Source organism: Thermostichus sp. OS-CIW-33, assembly GCF_054059615.1.
The window spans coordinates 22,056-36,627 of record NZ_JBSSCH010000009.1; the positions used below are offsets into that span (position 1 = coordinate 22,056).

Genomic DNA, 14,572 nt, shown 5'->3' on the forward strand with positions numbered 1-14,572 from the left:
TCCGACCGCTAAGCGGTACGGAGCGGGCTTTCAGTAGCCCTGAGCCTGTTCTGCTCTACCAGAGAACAAAACAAGCCCGTTCGCGAAGCGAGCCGTAGGCTTAACCTCTAGGCTGGTTTACGGCAGCCCCCAAGAGCGCAATTACGTTTGCACCATTCAAGTCCGCATCTCCTTCCCATCCACAGTGCCCACACTTGAACGACTTACCACTGCGATAGGATTGCGCAGGGTCGGGATGGATGTGCAAACACTTGTGACAGGTCTGCGACGTGTAAGCAGGCGGCACAAGAACCAGAGAAACCCCTGCAGCCCTCGCCTTGTATTCCAGAAACTGACGTAGTTGGTAGAACGCCCAACTGTTGGCCCTGCGCCGCTCGGCTTTGCTGCGCGGCTGTTGATTGACCCTTTCCCGGATCCCTGTCAGGTCTTCCAGAGCGATAGCGCTGTTGGTAGCTTTTGCCCTAGAGACAATAGCTTTGGAGATGCGATGATTGACCCACGTTTTTGCTACGCAACGCTGACGCGACTGAAAGCGTCTCTCCTTGCCAGACAGCCGTTGCAACAGTTGACGGCATCTGCGCCGCGAACTGCGTGTGCCCTTACTGGCTTTGCGTTGGAGTGCCGCCCTCAACCGGGAGTAGTGGTCTCGGACTCGGTTCAACTGCTGTCCATTCCAGTTGTCCCCCTCTGACGTATGGGCAATATCTGTCCTTCCCAGGTCCACCCCCAGCACTCTGCCCGTGCGTTGCGGTGGGGATGGCTCCGTTTCCACACAGATCTGAATAGAGTAGGAGCCGTCTTTACGCTTGACCAGAGTGGCAGATTTGGGATTGGAGCCCGCCAGCCGTTCTCTCTGGTAGCGGCCAATCGCCAGCTCAAAGCGCTCCCGACCCTCCACCGTGGTCAGCGACACCGTCCAGTCTTTCTCGCGGAACGAAAAGATACGAGCGTCGTAGGTAGCGAAGCCCCCTTTGAACGCTTTGACGGGGCGGTTTTTCTGTTGGGCAACTTTACGGGCGCCGGCCAGCCGTCTGCATATCTGTTGAGCCAAGTTACTGGACAAGCCGAACCGGGCGCGGATTTCGCGGTAGCACAGAGACTGGAGCTTAACGGCGTTGGCGACTTTCTCCGGCGTGTTCTGGTTGACCCAATTCAAGGCTTGGCCAAAAGCCTCCAAAGTCGCGTCCAATTTGGCGGCTTGCGACGGGGACACCTTGAGCTTGCAGGATATGGTCAGGACTTGGCTCATAAGTTCATTGTACTTCATCAAAGCGCATTCCTCCCGGCACTGACCCTACGGGTACAGTGCGGGGCTCCTGCGATTTCTAGCTGAGCTGACCAAGCGGCAGAAGGGAAATCTCACTTATTGTTAGCAGGCTGGCTGGGGAATCCTACTGGCGCTACCGTGGTTTTGGGTTGTATTCACAGCGGGTCAGCAGCGGGCCGGCACAGCTTACTCTACCCAAAAAGGTGCACGTGGGATCTTCACCAAGTGCTGGGGTAAGCTACCCTGTCTGTTGAACTTATTCCGGCAGTCTGTCTGGGTGAAAGATGCTGAGATATCGGCATTAGCGGCCCAAAAGGTTCGGTTCCCAGATTGCCTCTGGGTCTACTTCAAGCTGTTCTGCCTCAATCCCTATGGTTTCCTCTGACCTCAAGCGCTGGTTGGATAACTTCCTGATTGCCGTTGTCTTTCTGGTGTTCGCCGGGTTTGTCTGGTTTGTCTTTTCCGTAACCGGGGCTTTTCTTGGGATCCCACTGGGCTACAAACTTTGGATGCGGCTCTGGCTGCCTTTGTTTCAGCCGGCTTTGGGGATCCTGATGGCCGGGGCGGTGGTGAGCGGAGTGTGGGGCTGGCTGGAAAAACGCCGCTCCCAATAATCGTGATCATCACCAGAACTGAAGATCCCGTGGCGCAGGGGAGCCCCAGACTGGCTCTATACTGGAAACGTATCTAAATGTTGAGCACCTGAGGCAGTCTGGCGTCGTGTTTGTTCTGTCCGGCTACGAGTATTTGCTGGTTTTTCTAATCGTCTGCTCTCTGCTGCCGATTTTGGCTCTGGGGGCTTCCGCACTCTTAGCGCCAAAGCGGCGGGGATCCCTGCGGCGCAGCACTTACGAGTCGGGCATGGAGCCGTTTGGGCAAGCCTGGATCCAGTTCAACATTCGCTACTACATGTTCGCACTGGTCTTCGTCATTTTCGATGTAGAGACGGTGTTCCTCTATCCCTGGGCAGTGGCGTTTCACCGCTTGGGGCTGTTGGCCTTTGTGGAGGCCCTGATTTTCATCGCCATCCTTGTGGTGGGTCTTGTGTACGCCTGGAGAAAAGGAGCATTGGAATGGTCATGACGTCTGAGAAATCGCAAGTCTTGTTTCCGGGGGCTGCCCCCCAGGTGACTACCGACCTCTCCAACAACGTCGTTCTGACGACGGTGAACGACCTGTACAACTGGGCTAAGATGTCCAGCCTCTGGCCGCTGCTCTACGGCACCGCCTGCTGCTTCATCGAGTTTGCCGCCATGCTGGGATCCCGCTTCGACTTCGACCGCTTTGGCCTGCTGCCTCGTTCTTCGCCGCGCACGGCTGATTTGATCATCACGGCAGGTACGGTCACCATGAAGATGGCTCCGGCGTTGGTCAAGCTCTACCAGCAAATGGCTGAGCCGAAGTACGTGATCGCCATGGGGGCTTGCACCATCAGCGGTGGCATGTTCAGCTCCGATTCCTACACGGCAGTGCGGGGGGTGGACAAGCTGATCCCGGTGGATGTGTACATTCCCGGCTGCCCTCCTCGTCCAGAAGCGATCATGGATGCCATTGTCAAGCTGCGCAAGAAGATCGCCGCCGAGGACATGCGGGAACGAGGCCGTCTGCAGCAAACCCACCGCTACTACACGGTTAAGCACAACCTCAAGCCTGTGCCGGAGATCATCACCGGCAAGTATCTGGAGAGCGAGACCCGCCAAGCTCCCCCGCCAGAGCTGGCTGCGGCCATTGGCTTGCCGGTGCCCCCGGCCTTGCAAACCGCCGACTTTAAGCGGGCGGAACAGCAGCTCAAAGCCTTGCAGGGAGGAGTGTGAGATGGCAGAGGAGAATGCCCAGGAAAAACAAGCGCCGCCATCCGCAGGCGAGCAGTCGGAACCCTTGGTGACGTTGGAGCGGGGCCCGGTTTCCCAGTTTCTGGCCGACAACGGCTTCGAGCACCAGTATTTGGGGAGAGACGCAGCGGGGGTAGAGCTGTTGGAGGTGGAGCGGGACTTTCTCCTACCCTTGTGTACCGCCCTCTATGCCTACGGCTTTAACTACCTGGAGTGCCAGTGCGGGTATGACCTGGGGGCAGGGCAGCCACTGGTCAGCCTTTACCACCTGATCAAGCTGTCAGACGGGGCGGATCGCCCTCAGGAGGTGCGGCTCCAGGTAAAGTTGCCTCGCCAGGATCCACGCCTACCTTCCGTATACTGGATTTGGAAGTCGGCGGATTGGCAGGAACGGGAAACCTACGACATGTATGGCATTGTTTTCGAGGGACACCCGAACCTGAAGCGGATTTTAATGCCGGAAGACTGGATAGGTTGGCCCCTGCGCAAGGACTACATCACGCCTGACTTCTATGAGCTGCAGGATGCCTACTGATTGGGGATCCCTGACCTGGTGAGCAGCGTTGAACAGGATGGGTTGAGATGTGGCCTTTTTTGCTCTTGGCAATCTATGCAGGTGGAGTTTGGTACTCGGCCCGCAAGGCGGATCGCATCTATTCCGGCTCCGGGAAGTGGGTGGTATCGGCCCTCTGGCCTGTGTTGTTGGTCTCGAACCGTCAGTTTCGCCAAAATTGGCGTCGTCCCCTGAACAAGTAAGTTGAGTGAGTCTGGATCCCTGGAATCCTCACCTGTGATCGCTCCTGAGCAACACCTACGCGACCCGAGTCTTTCTCTATCGACACCTCAGGCCACGCAGAAGTTGCGGGAGTTGATTGTCAGCCGCATTCGCGCTCAAGGGCCGGTGACCTTTGCCCAGTTTATGGAGTGGGCTCTCTACGAGCCGGGGTTGGGCTATTACGAGCGGGGATCCCCGATTGGCCCCGACTACCTCACCTCTCCCCACCTGGCGGCGGACTTTGCCCAACTGTTGGCGGAGCAAATCCACCAGTTCTGGCACATTTTGGGATCCCCCTCTGCCTTCACGGTCATCGAGATGGGGGCAGGCAGCGGTCGCTTGGCCCAGGATTGGCTGACCTACGTGCGCTCCGCTAACCCCCCTTTTTGGCAGGCACTGGAATATGGGATCCTGGAGCGTTCTGCCCACCTGCGGCGGCTCCAACAGGAGCGATTGGCTCCTTTTGGGGAGAAGGTGCGCTGGTTGGATTGGGACGGGATCCCGGATAACTCAGTTACAGGCTGCTTTTTCTCCAATGAGCTGGTGGATGCTTTTCCGGTGCATCGGGTGCAGGTGCAGGATGGGGCTTTGCGAGAAATCTATGTCGATTGCGGCGAGGCTGCAGAAGCCAACTTCCGGGAAGTGCTGGGGGATCTGTCCACTCCTGAGCTGAGGGAGTATTTTGCCCGCTTGGGGATCCCTGTAGAAACTTATCCGTCCGGTTACCAAACCGAGGTGAACCTAAAAGCCTTGGAGTGGCTGCAGCTCCTGGCCCGTAAGCTGCGGCGAGGCTACGTGCTCACCATCGATTATGGCCACACCGCCCAGCGCTACTACAGCCCCCACCGCGCCCAAGGTACGCTCCTGGCCTATCGACAGCACGGCAGCTATACGGACCCCTATGTTCGGGTGGGATCCCAGGATCTCACCGCTCATGTGGACTTTACCACCCTAGAGCAAGTGGGAGAATCTCTGGGGCTAAAATGTCTGGGGTTCACCCGGCAAAGCAGCTTTTTGGTCAACCTGGGATTGACCGAGCGGCTGGCCGCCCTCAGCCAAATGGGGAACCCGGTTGGCGGCGAAGCTGTGGATGTGGGCCAGGTTTTGCGGCGGCGATCCGCTCTTCACGCGCTGCTGGATCCCATGGGGTTGGGGGGCTTTGGGGTATTGGTGCAGGCCAAGGGCTTGATCCCCTCAGAACACGCTCACCCTCTGCGGGGCTTTGGCGAGCCAGAGCTGTGAACCGTTTCGGTGCTATTGGGATGGGATGTCTGCCCCTACCGGCTACCGTTGCCTTCCATCGATGCCAGTTCTGCCATTGCTCTGGCGCTATCTTCCAGGTTGTCGATTCGCTCCTCGAGGGTTGCAAAGACTTCGTCATATTTGTCGGCCCATGCGACGCCGGCGGCAGTTTTGGTCATGCGGGCCGAGCCAAGAGATACGTCTGAAGATCCTTTCGCGGGCATAGGTGACCGTTTAATGGAGTTACTAGAGCCTGTTGACCGACAAGCCTGGGTTAGGCGGGCAATATCTTGCTTGAGGAGATTCTGTTTTGATTGGAGTTGTTCCACCTTGGCTATGCTCTCTTTGAGGGACTGAATGGGCCTTTTTTTCTTGGCTTGTAAATCTCCAATCGAGGCTTTCAGGCTTTGCTCTTCTGCGCGTAACTGAGGAAGTCGTTCTTCTTGAGATTGGATCTGGATCTCTGTTTCAAAATGAAGCTGAGGAGTTTGAGCTTGCGAACGAGTCTCATCATAAGGTTGGGCAGCAGCCACCCCCTTCTGCTGGACTTTTGCCCAATCTTCAAGGGCAGCACGCAGGTTGGCCAGTTCGCTTTGCAGTTGCTGTAGGTCTGAAGGAGTGATTTCGTTTTGCTTCTGTCGATTTTCGAGGTGCTGCAGAAGCTGGATTTTGGCTTTGGCCTCGCTCCCAGATAGAGCAGAAGCCACATAGCCCGTCATCCCCGTAGCCAAACCTGCTGCTCCCGCCTGCCACAGGGATCCTCCCGCCCCAAGGCCGCCAATAGCCACCGTAACTCCAGCCAACGCGGGAAAGGCAGTTATCCAAAGCTGGCGGCAGGAGAAAGGCAACATCATCGACCCCAGGGTGGAAGAGGAGATTGTCTTGAAGATTGTTTTGACCATAGGTAATGTTTGGGTAGGTTTTCTCTCACTCACAACTCCTCTTTTTTTAAGGAGAAAGGGGAGCTAGAACCAACACAAAGAACAAAGAACGCCTTAGAGACAATTTTACTGCACTATTTCACTGCACTTCAAGATGACTCTGGTGTACTGCTGAGGTTACAGTTCTTTACGCCATCCCTCCAGTATGGCCACAACTACAAGTCAATCGCCACTCTAAACCTGCAAGAGCCACTTCAGCTAGAAATTGCAGGAGCCCCGCACTGTACCCGTAGGGTCGGTGTCGGGAGGAATGCTATAACAATACTGCGGACACCAGAAACGGTTGTTTAAGGCACTGGTAACGGTCGATTGGGGGTGCTGTAAACCACCCCAGAGGCTCGTGGTTGGCTTGCTAACTGCAGGGCTACTAAAAGCCCGCTCCGTACCGCCTAGCGGTTGATGTCGGGTAGTTTACGCTCATCCTGACCGGCTTTCTTGGCAGCGACGCCCAAGGACATCTGCTTTGACATGCTCGATAGGACTCCGTCCCGCTGACGCGAAAGGACCCCGTCCCGCTGCCGCAGTGGATCCCAGGGCTTGGAGCCTTGAGGAGAAAGTGGGGCAACTGTTTCTGGTTTATTTTGAGGGAGCTGAGTTTTCCTCCGCTCTCGAGGAGATGATCCGGGACTACCACGTGGGCGGGCTGATCTTCTATTCGATTGCCGGCAACATTCAAACGTTGCCTCAGGTGGCCCAGCTCATTGCCGCGGCTCAGGCACAAGCCCTTGTCCCCCTGTGGATAGCCATTGATCAAGAGGGGGGGCCGGTGGTGCGCCTTACCGAGGGGGTGACGGTGTTCCCCAGCGCCATGGCAGTGGCAGCAGCGGGATCCCTGGCAAAGGCGGAAGCTATGGCCCGTGCGGTGGGAACGGAGCTGAAAAGTTTGGGGTTTAACCTCAACTTCGCCCCTGTTGTGGACGTGAACAGCAACCCCCACAACCCCATCATCGGCATCCGAGCCTTTGGGTCAGACCCGAAACAGGTGACAGATTACGGCCTCGCCCTGTGGCGCGGCTATCGGCAAGCCGGGATCCTCTGTACGCCCAAACATTTTCCCGGCCATGGGGACACCGATATGGATTCCCACCTGGGGTTGCCGCGGGTGGATCGCCCTCTGGAGGCGCTACAGACCACGGAATTGCGCCCGTTTCAGGCTTTGATCCGGGCAGGGGCAGAGGCGATGATGACGGCGCATGTGGTGATGCCGGCTCTGGGATCCGTCGGCGACAGCGGGACGAAGTCCTTGCAACCGGCAACGCTGGCCCCTGAGGTGGTGTCCGGCTGGCTGCGGCAGAAGCTGGGTTTCCAGGGTCTTGTCCTGACGGATTCCCTGACCATGGGGGCCATTGCCCGCACCTACGGCATTCCCGAAGCGGCAGAACTGGCCTTTAGGGCAGGAGCCGATGTGCTGGTGTTTGGGGCAGATCCCGGCTTTAGCCCGGCCATCCAAAAAGAAGCCTATGCCCATCTGCTGCGGGAGTTCCGTGCCGGTCGTTTGTCGGTTGAGCAGTTGGATCGGTCAGTGGAGCGAATTTTGACCTTGAAGCGGCGCTACAGGCTGGGATCCCCCTGCCCCCCTTTCCCCCCTGCCGGCTTGGAAAACCACCGGGCACTGGCCCGCCAAATCGCCCAAGACAGCATCACCCTGGTACGGGGATCCCTGCCTCCCTTGGCCCCTGACCCGCTGCTTATCACCCCTGTACCTTTGTTGGGGGAGCTGCTGCAAAAAGCCTGTCCCGCTGCCCAAGTGTTCTCCATCCCTCTGGATCCCACCCCCGAACAGCAGCGGATTGCCCAAGAAGGGGCTCAAAGGGCTGCGCAGGTGCTGGTGGGATCCCTGGAGACGTGGCGGCATCCGGCGCAGAGGTTGCTGCTGGGATCCCTTCCCCCGGAGAAGGTGATTGGGTTGGCCTTGGGATCCCCCTACGACGCCTTTGCCCTGCCCCAGATCCCGGTCTATTTGGCCTGCTACGGCACTACCCCCGTCTCTCTACAGGCGTTGCTGCAGGTGTTGTTGGGACAGATCCCGGCCCAGGGTCGCTTGCCGGTTGGATCCCACCCGGAGGGATCCTGGTCGCGTTAGCGGAGCTCCATAGCAGATCCCCTAGCTGCTGAGGTTGCTGAAATTGCACCGCGTCAGGGTCGGCACCGTTCGCCTCACCAAGCCCGTCAGCACGTTGCCGGGGCCGATTTCCCACACCTCTTGGATGCCGTCGGCGGCCATCTGCAACACGGTTTCTCGCCAGCGGACAGGGGCAGTCATCTGGGCCAGCAGCGCCTGCTTAAGGGCTTGCGGATCCCGGCTGGCGGTGGCAGTGCAGTTGCTGTAGACGGGCACTCGCGGCGGCTGAAAGTCAACAGCGCGCAAGGTGTGGGCAAACTCCTCGGCAGCAGCCTGCATAAAGGGCGAGTGAAAGGCGCCACTTACCTTGAGGGGAACGGTGCGCTTGGCCTGCAACTGCTCACAGACGGCTTGCACCCCCTCCACTGAGCCGCTGATCACCACCTGATCCGGGCTGTTGTCGTTGGCAAGGGTGACATCGGGGATCATCTGGCACAGGTGCTCCAGCTTGTCGCGGTCAAACCCCATCACTGCCGCCATGCTGCCCGGGGGATCCCCTGCAGCTTCCATCAGTTGGCCCCGCAGCGCCACCAGCCGCAGGCCGGTCTCGAAATCAAACACGCCGGCAGCATAGAGGGCGCTGTATTCTCCCAGGCTGTGGCCGGCAGTGCAGGCAGGAGCCTGACCCTGGGCGTAGAGATAGTCTGTCAACAGGGCCGATACGGTGAACAAAGCCGGTTGCGTGTAGCCGGTCTGGTGGATCTGGTCTTCCGATAAATCTAGGGGATCCCATCCCAACATCTCACGGGCCAAAGCCAACTTCTGGGCTGCTCCCTGCCAGTTCCGCAAGTCCCTTCCCATGCCCACCGCTTGGGATCCCTGGCCGGGATAGATCCAGGCAACGGTCATCAATTCACTTCCCCCAACGAAACACAATCGCCCCCCAGGTGAGGCCGGCACCAAAGCCTGCCATTACCCCCAGATCGCCGGCGCCAAAGCGTCCCTGCTCGATCCAAGTGGCCAAGGCAATTGGCACCGAAGCGCCCGAGGTGTTGCCGTAATACTCTAGGACGCTGGCCACCCGCTGCGGATCCAGTTGCAAACGCTTGGCTACCGCATCGAGAATGCGCTGGTTGGCCTGATGAATAAAATACCCCTGCACCGCCTCCGCCGGGATCCCGGCCCGGAAGAGAGCCTTCTCGATAACCTCCGGCACCGCCTGGACGGCGAACTTGTAGACCTCGCGGCCATTCATGGCGATGGGGCAGCAGCGGTATTGCCCCACCTGCAGGGATCCCACCAGGGGCTTGGCCTCTGTAGCCATGGACAAGCTGAGCAGCTGGCTGCCACTGCCATCGCTGCGCAGCTCAATGCTGAGGATCCCGCCGGTTTCCCCCGCCTCCAGAACCACCGCCCCGGCCCCATCTCCAAACAAGACACAGGTGGTGCGATCTGCCCAGTCCACCGTACGGGAGAGCACATCCGCCGCCACCACCAAGGCCCGCCGATACAGCCCGGTTTGCAAAAACTGTGCTGCCGTGGCCACCGCAAAGACAAAGCCTGTGCAGGCTGCCGTCAGATCAAAGGCCACCGCCCGCGTTGCTCCCAGAGCTGCCTGCACCTGAGGGGCCGAGCCAAACCGATCGACACCGGTGGAAGTGGCCAGCAGGATCAAATCCAGGTCTTGAGGCAAGATCCCGGCCTGAGCCAAAGCGGCCTTGGCTGCCTGGACCGCCAAATCCACCAAGCTCAGCTCAGGGGGCAGAATGCGCCGCTGACGAATGCCGGTGCGGGGCCAGATCCATTCGTCGGAAGTTTCGACGATCTGGCCGAGATCGTCGTTGCTCAGGCAGGGATCCGGCAGGGCAGCCCCTGCCCCCACCAGCCGCACGGTCGGGAGGCTATGGCTGGGCATCTTCCACGGGTTCGGGACAGCGGGAGGAAGTCCTTTCCAGGGATCCCAACGGCAACACTTCCGGGCCAGAGCCAGAGTAGACCTGAAGGGGCCGGGTGCGCCGCCTGGGGTTGGATTCAGGTTCGCGAGGGTCAACCATTTCCGCCTGCAGCCGCTGTAGGATTTTCTGTTCTGCCGCCTCTTTGGCCAGGCGAATGGCGTGGTAGACCATCGGCGCCTTGGAGCTGCCGTGGGTAATCACGCAGATGCCGTTGACGCCGAGCAGCAAAGCACCGCCATACTCCACGTAGTCCATGCGCCGCTTTACCTGCTTGAGGTTGGGCCGGAGCAGCCAGCAGCCCAACTTGCCGCGCCAGCCGCGGGGCAGCTCCTCCCGCAGCACCTGGGTGATCACCTGGCCAACACTTTCGGCAAACTTGAGGAGGGCATTGCCCACAAAGCCGTCACACACCACCACATCAAACTCCCCGGTCAGCACATCCCGCCCCTCGGCATTGCCGGCGAAATGGATCCCTGGCAATTGGGCCAGGCGCTGGTGGGTGGCCAGAGCCAAATCGTTTCCCTTGTTGGGCTCCTCGCCGATGTTGAGCAGGCCCACCCGCGGACGCTCGACCCCCAGTACACACTGGCAGTAGAGGGATCCCATGCGGGCAAACTGCTCCAAAAAGCGGGGCCGGCAATCCACATTGGCCCCCACATCCAGCAGCAGCACCGGCTTGCCTTTCAAAGTGGGCAAAAGAGCGCCAATGGCCGGGCGATCGATCCCTGCCAGCCGGCCCAAATTCAGGTAGGCCGCAGCCATCGCTGCTCCGGTATTCCCGGCGGCCACCACGGCATCCGCTTGGTTGGAGCGCACCTGTTGCATCGAGATGTTGATGGAGGCTTTGGGCTTTTTGCGCACCATCAGCGGCTCTTCCGCCATGCCCACATCCTCTTCGGCAGGCACGATGGTGATCCCAGCAGGCAAGGGTTGGGGCAGAAAGGGCTTGAGGGAATCTGGACGACCGACTAGTGCAATCCCGACCCGGAGCTGCCGATGGGCCAGCAGGGCGCCCTTGATGATCTCTTCGGGAGCGTAGTCACCCCCCATCGCATCGACCGCAATTCGCACAAGCTGACCTCACACTGGAATATCCTTGGCAACTGCAAGCAAGAAGCGGGGCAAAACGCACTAACCTCTGCAGTCCCCTCGCCCGAGAATTGGGAGCCCCAGTGGCTGCAGGGTGCTAGCGAATTTTACCAGATTTGTTTTCCTCAATTAAGGCCGCAGTTCCGCTTGCGCCGGTTCTCCCCACCCCCCACAGGAAACGTGAACTTCCTCACGCCTGCGCGAGGGTAGCCAGGAGAAAGTGTACCTGTTGGACGTGGTCGCATGCGGCGGAGTTTCTGGCTTGGTGTTGGCTCAGCTCCGTCTCCAACTGCGCCAATTCTCCTGCCAACGCTGCCCACCGATCCCGCTCTGGGTAGAGGGTGGCCTGCAGGTGATTGAGGCGACCCCAGGTTTCTGCCATGGCCTGGGCGCGCGCCCGCAGGGATCCCTCCTCTTGCTCCAGGTGTTGCCACTGCTGCTCCAATTCCTGCCGTTGGCGGGCGAGCTGCTCCTGCTGAGAAGGCAAGGACGATTCCAGTTGTTGAATGAGGGTTTGCAGACGACCTTTTTCTTGGAGAAGATCCTGCTTCTGGCTGCCGATCTGTTCCAGGAGCGGCCCAATATCGACCTGAACCGGGGCAGCAGCTTGATTTTGCAGCTGTCTAAGGCGGGCTTCCTGGCGGGTCAACTCTTCATACTCTCGCTGCAGGTTTTTTTCCTGAGGCAGCAGGGCTTCTTCCAAAGCACTGCAGGCAGACTGGGCATAGTCGATATCCATCTCGATGTCAAACCGCTCCTCTGGAGAGGCGGTGGCCAGCCGCTCTTGCAGCTCTCGCAGGGTTTGCCGGTTTTGCTCCAGCTCGGCCCGCTGTTGGCTAACCTGGGCTGCCCGCTGCTCGTAATCTCGGCGCAGTTGGCTGACCAAAGCCGCCAGCTCCTCGACCGAGATCGCCGGCTCCCCAGCCCTGCCGTTGCTGCTGCCATCGACGATAAAGTCGTACTCCTGCACCAGACGAGAGGCTTTCTGGTATAGGCTCTCTTGAGATTGCAGCTGCTGGAGAATCCTCTGCAGGTGCTCTTGATGGGCTCGCAGGGATCCCTGTCGAGTTTGCCATTCTGCTTGGCTTTGCTCCAGGGATTGTCGGGATCCCCACCAAGCGGTGTGGCGTTCTTGCCAAGCGCGGTAGTCTCGATCCAGCTCGTCTTGCCGGGCCTGGGCCTGCTGACGTTCTGCTTCCAGTTGGGCAATCTGTTGATTCAAGTGCTCCTGCTGCTGCTGAATGTGGCTTTTCAAGCTTTGCAGAAGCGCCAAGGGATCCCCAGCCGGATGTAGAGTCTCCTGGAGCTGCTGCACCAAAGCCTGTAGCTGCGCTGCTTCTGCTTCCCCCAATCGGCTGGAGCGAGCTTCTTGCAATTGAGCTTCCAACTCTTGCCGCTGCCGATTCAGAGCTTCCCGCTGCTCTCCGATCAGGCGCTGTTGTTCAGCTAAGTAAGCTTGCTGGGCTGCCAGTTCCTCTTTGAGGCTGTCCAGAAGTTTGCGATCTTCCTCCACACTCTTGTATTGCTCATACAGCCGCTGCACCTCTTCTTCCTGGGCTGCTAGCTCCATCTCGCGGCGGGTAAGCTCATGCGCCTGAAAGGTGAGGGACTGTTTCCAAACCTCGATCTCCTCTTCCTGGCTGCGGGCTCTGAGCTGAAGTTGGCTGAAGTTTTGCAGATAGGTCACCAGTTGGCGAGCGGCTTCGCTGATGCGGGCGACCTGACGGCTGCCGGAGATTTCCGCCAGCACCAGCGACCCATCCTTGAAACGCCCGGCCTCCTGGGCAATGCGGCCTTCCAGGGTAATCGATTCTTCGTTCACGGCCACCCAGGTATTGTCCTGCTGCTGCTTGGCCAGCAATTGCAGAGACGACTTAGCAAACCCAATCGGCTTGGATAGCTCTGCTAGGTACAGCACGCCTGAACTCCTCTAAAACAGCATGGACAGCACCAGCCTTGACCCCACCGAGCCACTGCCCCTGGCCGGGGAAAAATGGACGGCCGCCAGAACATGGCTCGCCGAGGCGCATAAAGACTACACCACCTTTCTAGACTCAACCATAGGGTAAAAAAAACGCCTTCGCCAGATGAGTTTTGGGGATGTCCGGGGTAGCTATTCAAACCGGTGGCGGAGCACTAAGGTAGTCTAGGGTGTGGTGTAGAGTTGTGTTCGGGGGTTGTATGGAGCTGCAAGGTGAGCCGCTTTCTATTCGTCGGCGTTCTCCTGCCCCGCCGGTGGTCGTAGCCTCTCAGGTGTACCAGACAACAGCGCCGGAAGCCAAGCCGCGCCACATTTTGGAAGCGATCGTCTGGCACAAAGAACAGGAGGTGGAGCGCCAACGGGAGCAGCTTCCCCTCAAGGAATTGCAACGGCAACTGGATCAGGCTCCGCCGGTGCGGGATTTTGTGGCGGCTCTTACCCAGTCTCCTCACCCTGTTTCCTTGATTGCCGAGGTCAAAAAAGCCTCCCCCAGCCGCGGCGTTCTCCGGGATCCCTTTGACCCGGTGGCCATTGCCCAGAGCTATGAGGCCGGTGGGGCCAGTTGTCTCTCGGTGCTCACAGATGAGCGGTTCTTTCAGGGCAGCGGCGAGTATCTGCGCCGGATCCGTCAGGCAGTAGGGATCCCCATCCTCTGCAAGGAGTTCATCCTCTACCCCTACCAAATCCTCTGGGCCCGCAGCCTGGGGGCAGATGCGGTGCTGCTGATTGCCGCCATTCTCTCGGATGCGGACTTGGGCTATTTTCTCAAGCTGATTCGGCAATTGGGCATGGCGGCTCTGCTGGAGGTGCACACCTCCCAAGAGTTGCAGCGGGTGCTGCGTTTGCCCCAACTGCAAGACTCCAGAGGGCAGGTGCTCATTGGCATCAACAATCGCGATCTGAGAACCTTTACGGTGGACTTGAACACAACGCGCGACCTGTTGGCCGCCCACTCGGATCTCCTCGGCGAGCTGCCCATTGTCAGCGAGTCCGGCATCCATACCCCCGCCGATCTGCAGCAGTTGCGGGCCTGGGGGGTGCGCTCTGTGCTCGTGGGGGAAGCGCTGGTGACCCAGCCGGATCCCGGCCAAGCTGTGCGCCACCTGTTGTCATCTCAGTGAATGAAAACCATTTATCAATGGATCTCTGCGAGAACAATTGATCTCTAAGGATTGCTTGGATCGATGAAACGTATTCCTGTGCCGGCTCATATCCACTACGAATTTCTGCTGCGGGTGTTGGAGCGGCAAACCTTTCCGGCAGTAGAGGAACAGGATTTTGGCAACCGAGGCCGCACGCAAGAGCTGATCAACTCCCTGCGCAAAGCCCTCACCCAACAGGTGCAACTGGAGGAAGAGTGGCGACAGCGGGGCTATCAGGTGGACTACCGCTGGAATATGGACGAGCCTCAGCCTCCCTCTTGACCTT

Annotated in this window: 14 protein-coding genes and 1 pseudogene; 9 read left to right on the forward strand and 6 right to left on the reverse strand. The window is 59.2% G+C overall.

Annotated elements, in window-relative coordinates:
* Positions 1 to 8: 8 nt before the first annotated feature.
* Positions 9 to 1,249, reverse strand: a pseudogene (locus ACVWZG_RS08310) (RNA-guided endonuclease InsQ/TnpB family protein).
* 389 nt (positions 1,250 to 1,638) lie between these two features.
* Between ACVWZG_RS08310 and ACVWZG_RS08315 the strand changes: the two are divergent.
* The 6 genes from ACVWZG_RS08315 (at position 1,639) to ACVWZG_RS08340 (ending at position 5,116) form a co-directional block, all read left to right on the forward strand.
* Complete coding sequence (locus tag ACVWZG_RS08315; protein WP_414344867.1) at positions 1,639 to 1,881, forward strand: hypothetical protein; 243 nt, start codon at positions 1,639 to 1,641, stop codon at positions 1,879 to 1,881.
* Between the two features lie 106 nt (positions 1,882 to 1,987).
* Positions 1,988 to 2,350 carry a photosynthetic/respiratory NAD(P)H-quinone oxidoreductase subunit C gene (gene ndhC, locus ACVWZG_RS08320; RefSeq protein WP_011433900.1) on the forward strand — a complete coding sequence of 121 codons (363 nt, stop codon included), beginning with the start codon at positions 1,988 to 1,990 and terminating at the stop codon, positions 2,348 to 2,350.
* Positions 2,347 to 3,081 (forward strand): NADH dehydrogenase subunit K, encoded by a 735-nt coding sequence (locus ACVWZG_RS08325; RefSeq protein WP_457384275.1) that lies wholly within the window; start codon positions 2,347 to 2,349, stop codon positions 3,079 to 3,081. The genes ndhC and ACVWZG_RS08325 overlap by 4 nt, the downstream gene beginning before the upstream one ends.
* A 1-nt stretch (position 3,082) precedes the next feature.
* Positions 3,083 to 3,634, forward strand: coding sequence for an NAD(P)H-quinone oxidoreductase subunit J (locus tag ACVWZG_RS08330; RefSeq protein WP_011433902.1), 552 nt, complete (start codon positions 3,083 to 3,085; stop codon positions 3,632 to 3,634).
* Between the two features lie 47 nt (positions 3,635 to 3,681).
* Positions 3,682 to 3,855: a hypothetical protein gene (locus tag ACVWZG_RS08335; protein WP_414344869.1), complete on the forward strand. Its 174-nt coding sequence runs from the start codon at positions 3,682 to 3,684 to the stop codon at positions 3,853 to 3,855.
* Positions 3,856 to 3,889: 34 nt separating this feature from the next.
* Entirely contained in the window at positions 3,890 to 5,116 is a 1,227-nt protein-coding gene (locus tag ACVWZG_RS08340) for a class I SAM-dependent methyltransferase (RefSeq protein WP_457415326.1), read from the forward strand.
* Between the two features lie 35 nt (positions 5,117 to 5,151).
* On the opposite strand, the gene ACVWZG_RS08345 is transcribed toward ACVWZG_RS08340, so the two are convergent.
* Entirely contained in the window at positions 5,152 to 6,051 is a 900-nt protein-coding gene (locus ACVWZG_RS08345; protein WP_457392781.1) for a hypothetical protein, read from the reverse strand.
* 562 nt (positions 6,052 to 6,613) lie between these two features.
* Between ACVWZG_RS08345 and ACVWZG_RS08350 the strand changes: the two genes are divergently transcribed.
* Positions 6,614 to 8,140 carry a glycoside hydrolase family 3 protein gene (locus tag ACVWZG_RS08350; protein WP_457406025.1) on the forward strand — a complete coding sequence of 509 codons (1,527 nt, stop codon included), beginning with the start codon at positions 6,614 to 6,616 and terminating at the stop codon, positions 8,138 to 8,140.
* Between the two features lie 21 nt (positions 8,141 to 8,161).
* Here the strand turns inward: ACVWZG_RS08350 and fabD are convergent, their stop codons facing one another.
* The 4 genes from fabD to hmpF all read right to left on the reverse strand — a co-directional run bounded on the left by fabD (position 8,162) and on the right by hmpF (position 13,081).
* Entirely contained in the window at positions 8,162 to 9,028 is an 867-nt protein-coding gene (fabD, locus tag ACVWZG_RS08355) for an ACP S-malonyltransferase (RefSeq protein ID WP_457406024.1), read from the reverse strand.
* A 4-nt stretch (positions 9,029 to 9,032) separates the two neighbouring features.
* Positions 9,033 to 10,034, reverse strand: coding sequence for a beta-ketoacyl-ACP synthase III (locus ACVWZG_RS08360; protein ID WP_457406023.1), 1,002 nt, complete (start codon positions 10,032 to 10,034; stop codon positions 9,033 to 9,035).
* Positions 10,021 to 11,145, reverse strand: coding sequence for a phosphate acyltransferase PlsX (plsX, locus tag ACVWZG_RS08365; protein WP_457406020.1), 1,125 nt, complete (start codon positions 11,143 to 11,145; stop codon positions 10,021 to 10,023). The genes ACVWZG_RS08360 and plsX overlap by 14 nt, the downstream gene beginning before the upstream one ends.
* 208 nt (positions 11,146 to 11,353) lie before the next feature.
* Positions 11,354 to 13,081 (reverse strand): pilus motility taxis protein HmpF, encoded by a 1,728-nt coding sequence (gene hmpF / locus ACVWZG_RS08370; RefSeq protein WP_457406019.1) that lies wholly within the window; start codon positions 13,079 to 13,081, stop codon positions 11,354 to 11,356.
* Positions 13,082 to 13,344: 263 nt separating this feature from the next.
* Between hmpF and trpC the strand changes: the two genes are divergently transcribed.
* Positions 13,345 to 14,265 carry an indole-3-glycerol phosphate synthase TrpC gene (gene trpC, locus ACVWZG_RS08375; RefSeq protein ID WP_457406017.1) on the forward strand — a complete coding sequence of 307 codons (921 nt, stop codon included), beginning with the start codon at positions 13,345 to 13,347 and terminating at the stop codon, positions 14,263 to 14,265.
* A 63-nt stretch (positions 14,266 to 14,328) separates the two neighbouring features.
* Positions 14,329 to 14,568, forward strand: coding sequence for a DUF5340 domain-containing protein (locus ACVWZG_RS08380; protein WP_041436722.1), 240 nt, complete (start codon positions 14,329 to 14,331; stop codon positions 14,566 to 14,568).
* Positions 14,569 to 14,572: the final 4 nt, after the last annotated feature.

What these genes read in the sequence shown, in the direction of transcription:
- ACVWZG_RS08315 (WP_414344867.1), top strand. Translation starts at nt 1,639, where the DNA reads ATGGTTTCCTCTGACCTCAAGCGCTGGTTGGATAACTTCCTGATTGCC.
- ACVWZG_RS08325 (WP_457384275.1), top strand. Translation starts at nt 2,347, where the DNA reads ATGACGTCTGAGAAATCGCAAGTCTTGTTTCCGGGGGCTGCCCCCCAG.
- ACVWZG_RS08330 (WP_011433902.1), top strand. Translation starts at nt 3,083, where the DNA reads ATGGCAGAGGAGAATGCCCAGGAAAAACAAGCGCCGCCATCCGCAGGC.
- ACVWZG_RS08335 (WP_414344869.1), top strand. Translation starts at nt 3,682, where the DNA reads ATGTGGCCTTTTTTGCTCTTGGCAATCTATGCAGGTGGAGTTTGGTAC.
- fabD (WP_457406024.1), bottom strand. Translation starts at nt 9,028, where the DNA reads ATGACCGTTGCCTGGATCTATCCCGGCCAGGGATCCCAAGCGGTGGGC.
- ACVWZG_RS08360 (WP_457406023.1), bottom strand. Translation starts at nt 10,034, where the DNA reads ATGCCCAGCCATAGCCTCCCGACCGTGCGGCTGGTGGGGGCAGGGGCT.
- trpC (WP_457406017.1), top strand. Translation starts at nt 13,345, where the DNA reads ATGGAGCTGCAAGGTGAGCCGCTTTCTATTCGTCGGCGTTCTCCTGCC.
- ACVWZG_RS08380 (WP_041436722.1), top strand. Translation starts at nt 14,329, where the DNA reads ATGAAACGTATTCCTGTGCCGGCTCATATCCACTACGAATTTCTGCTG.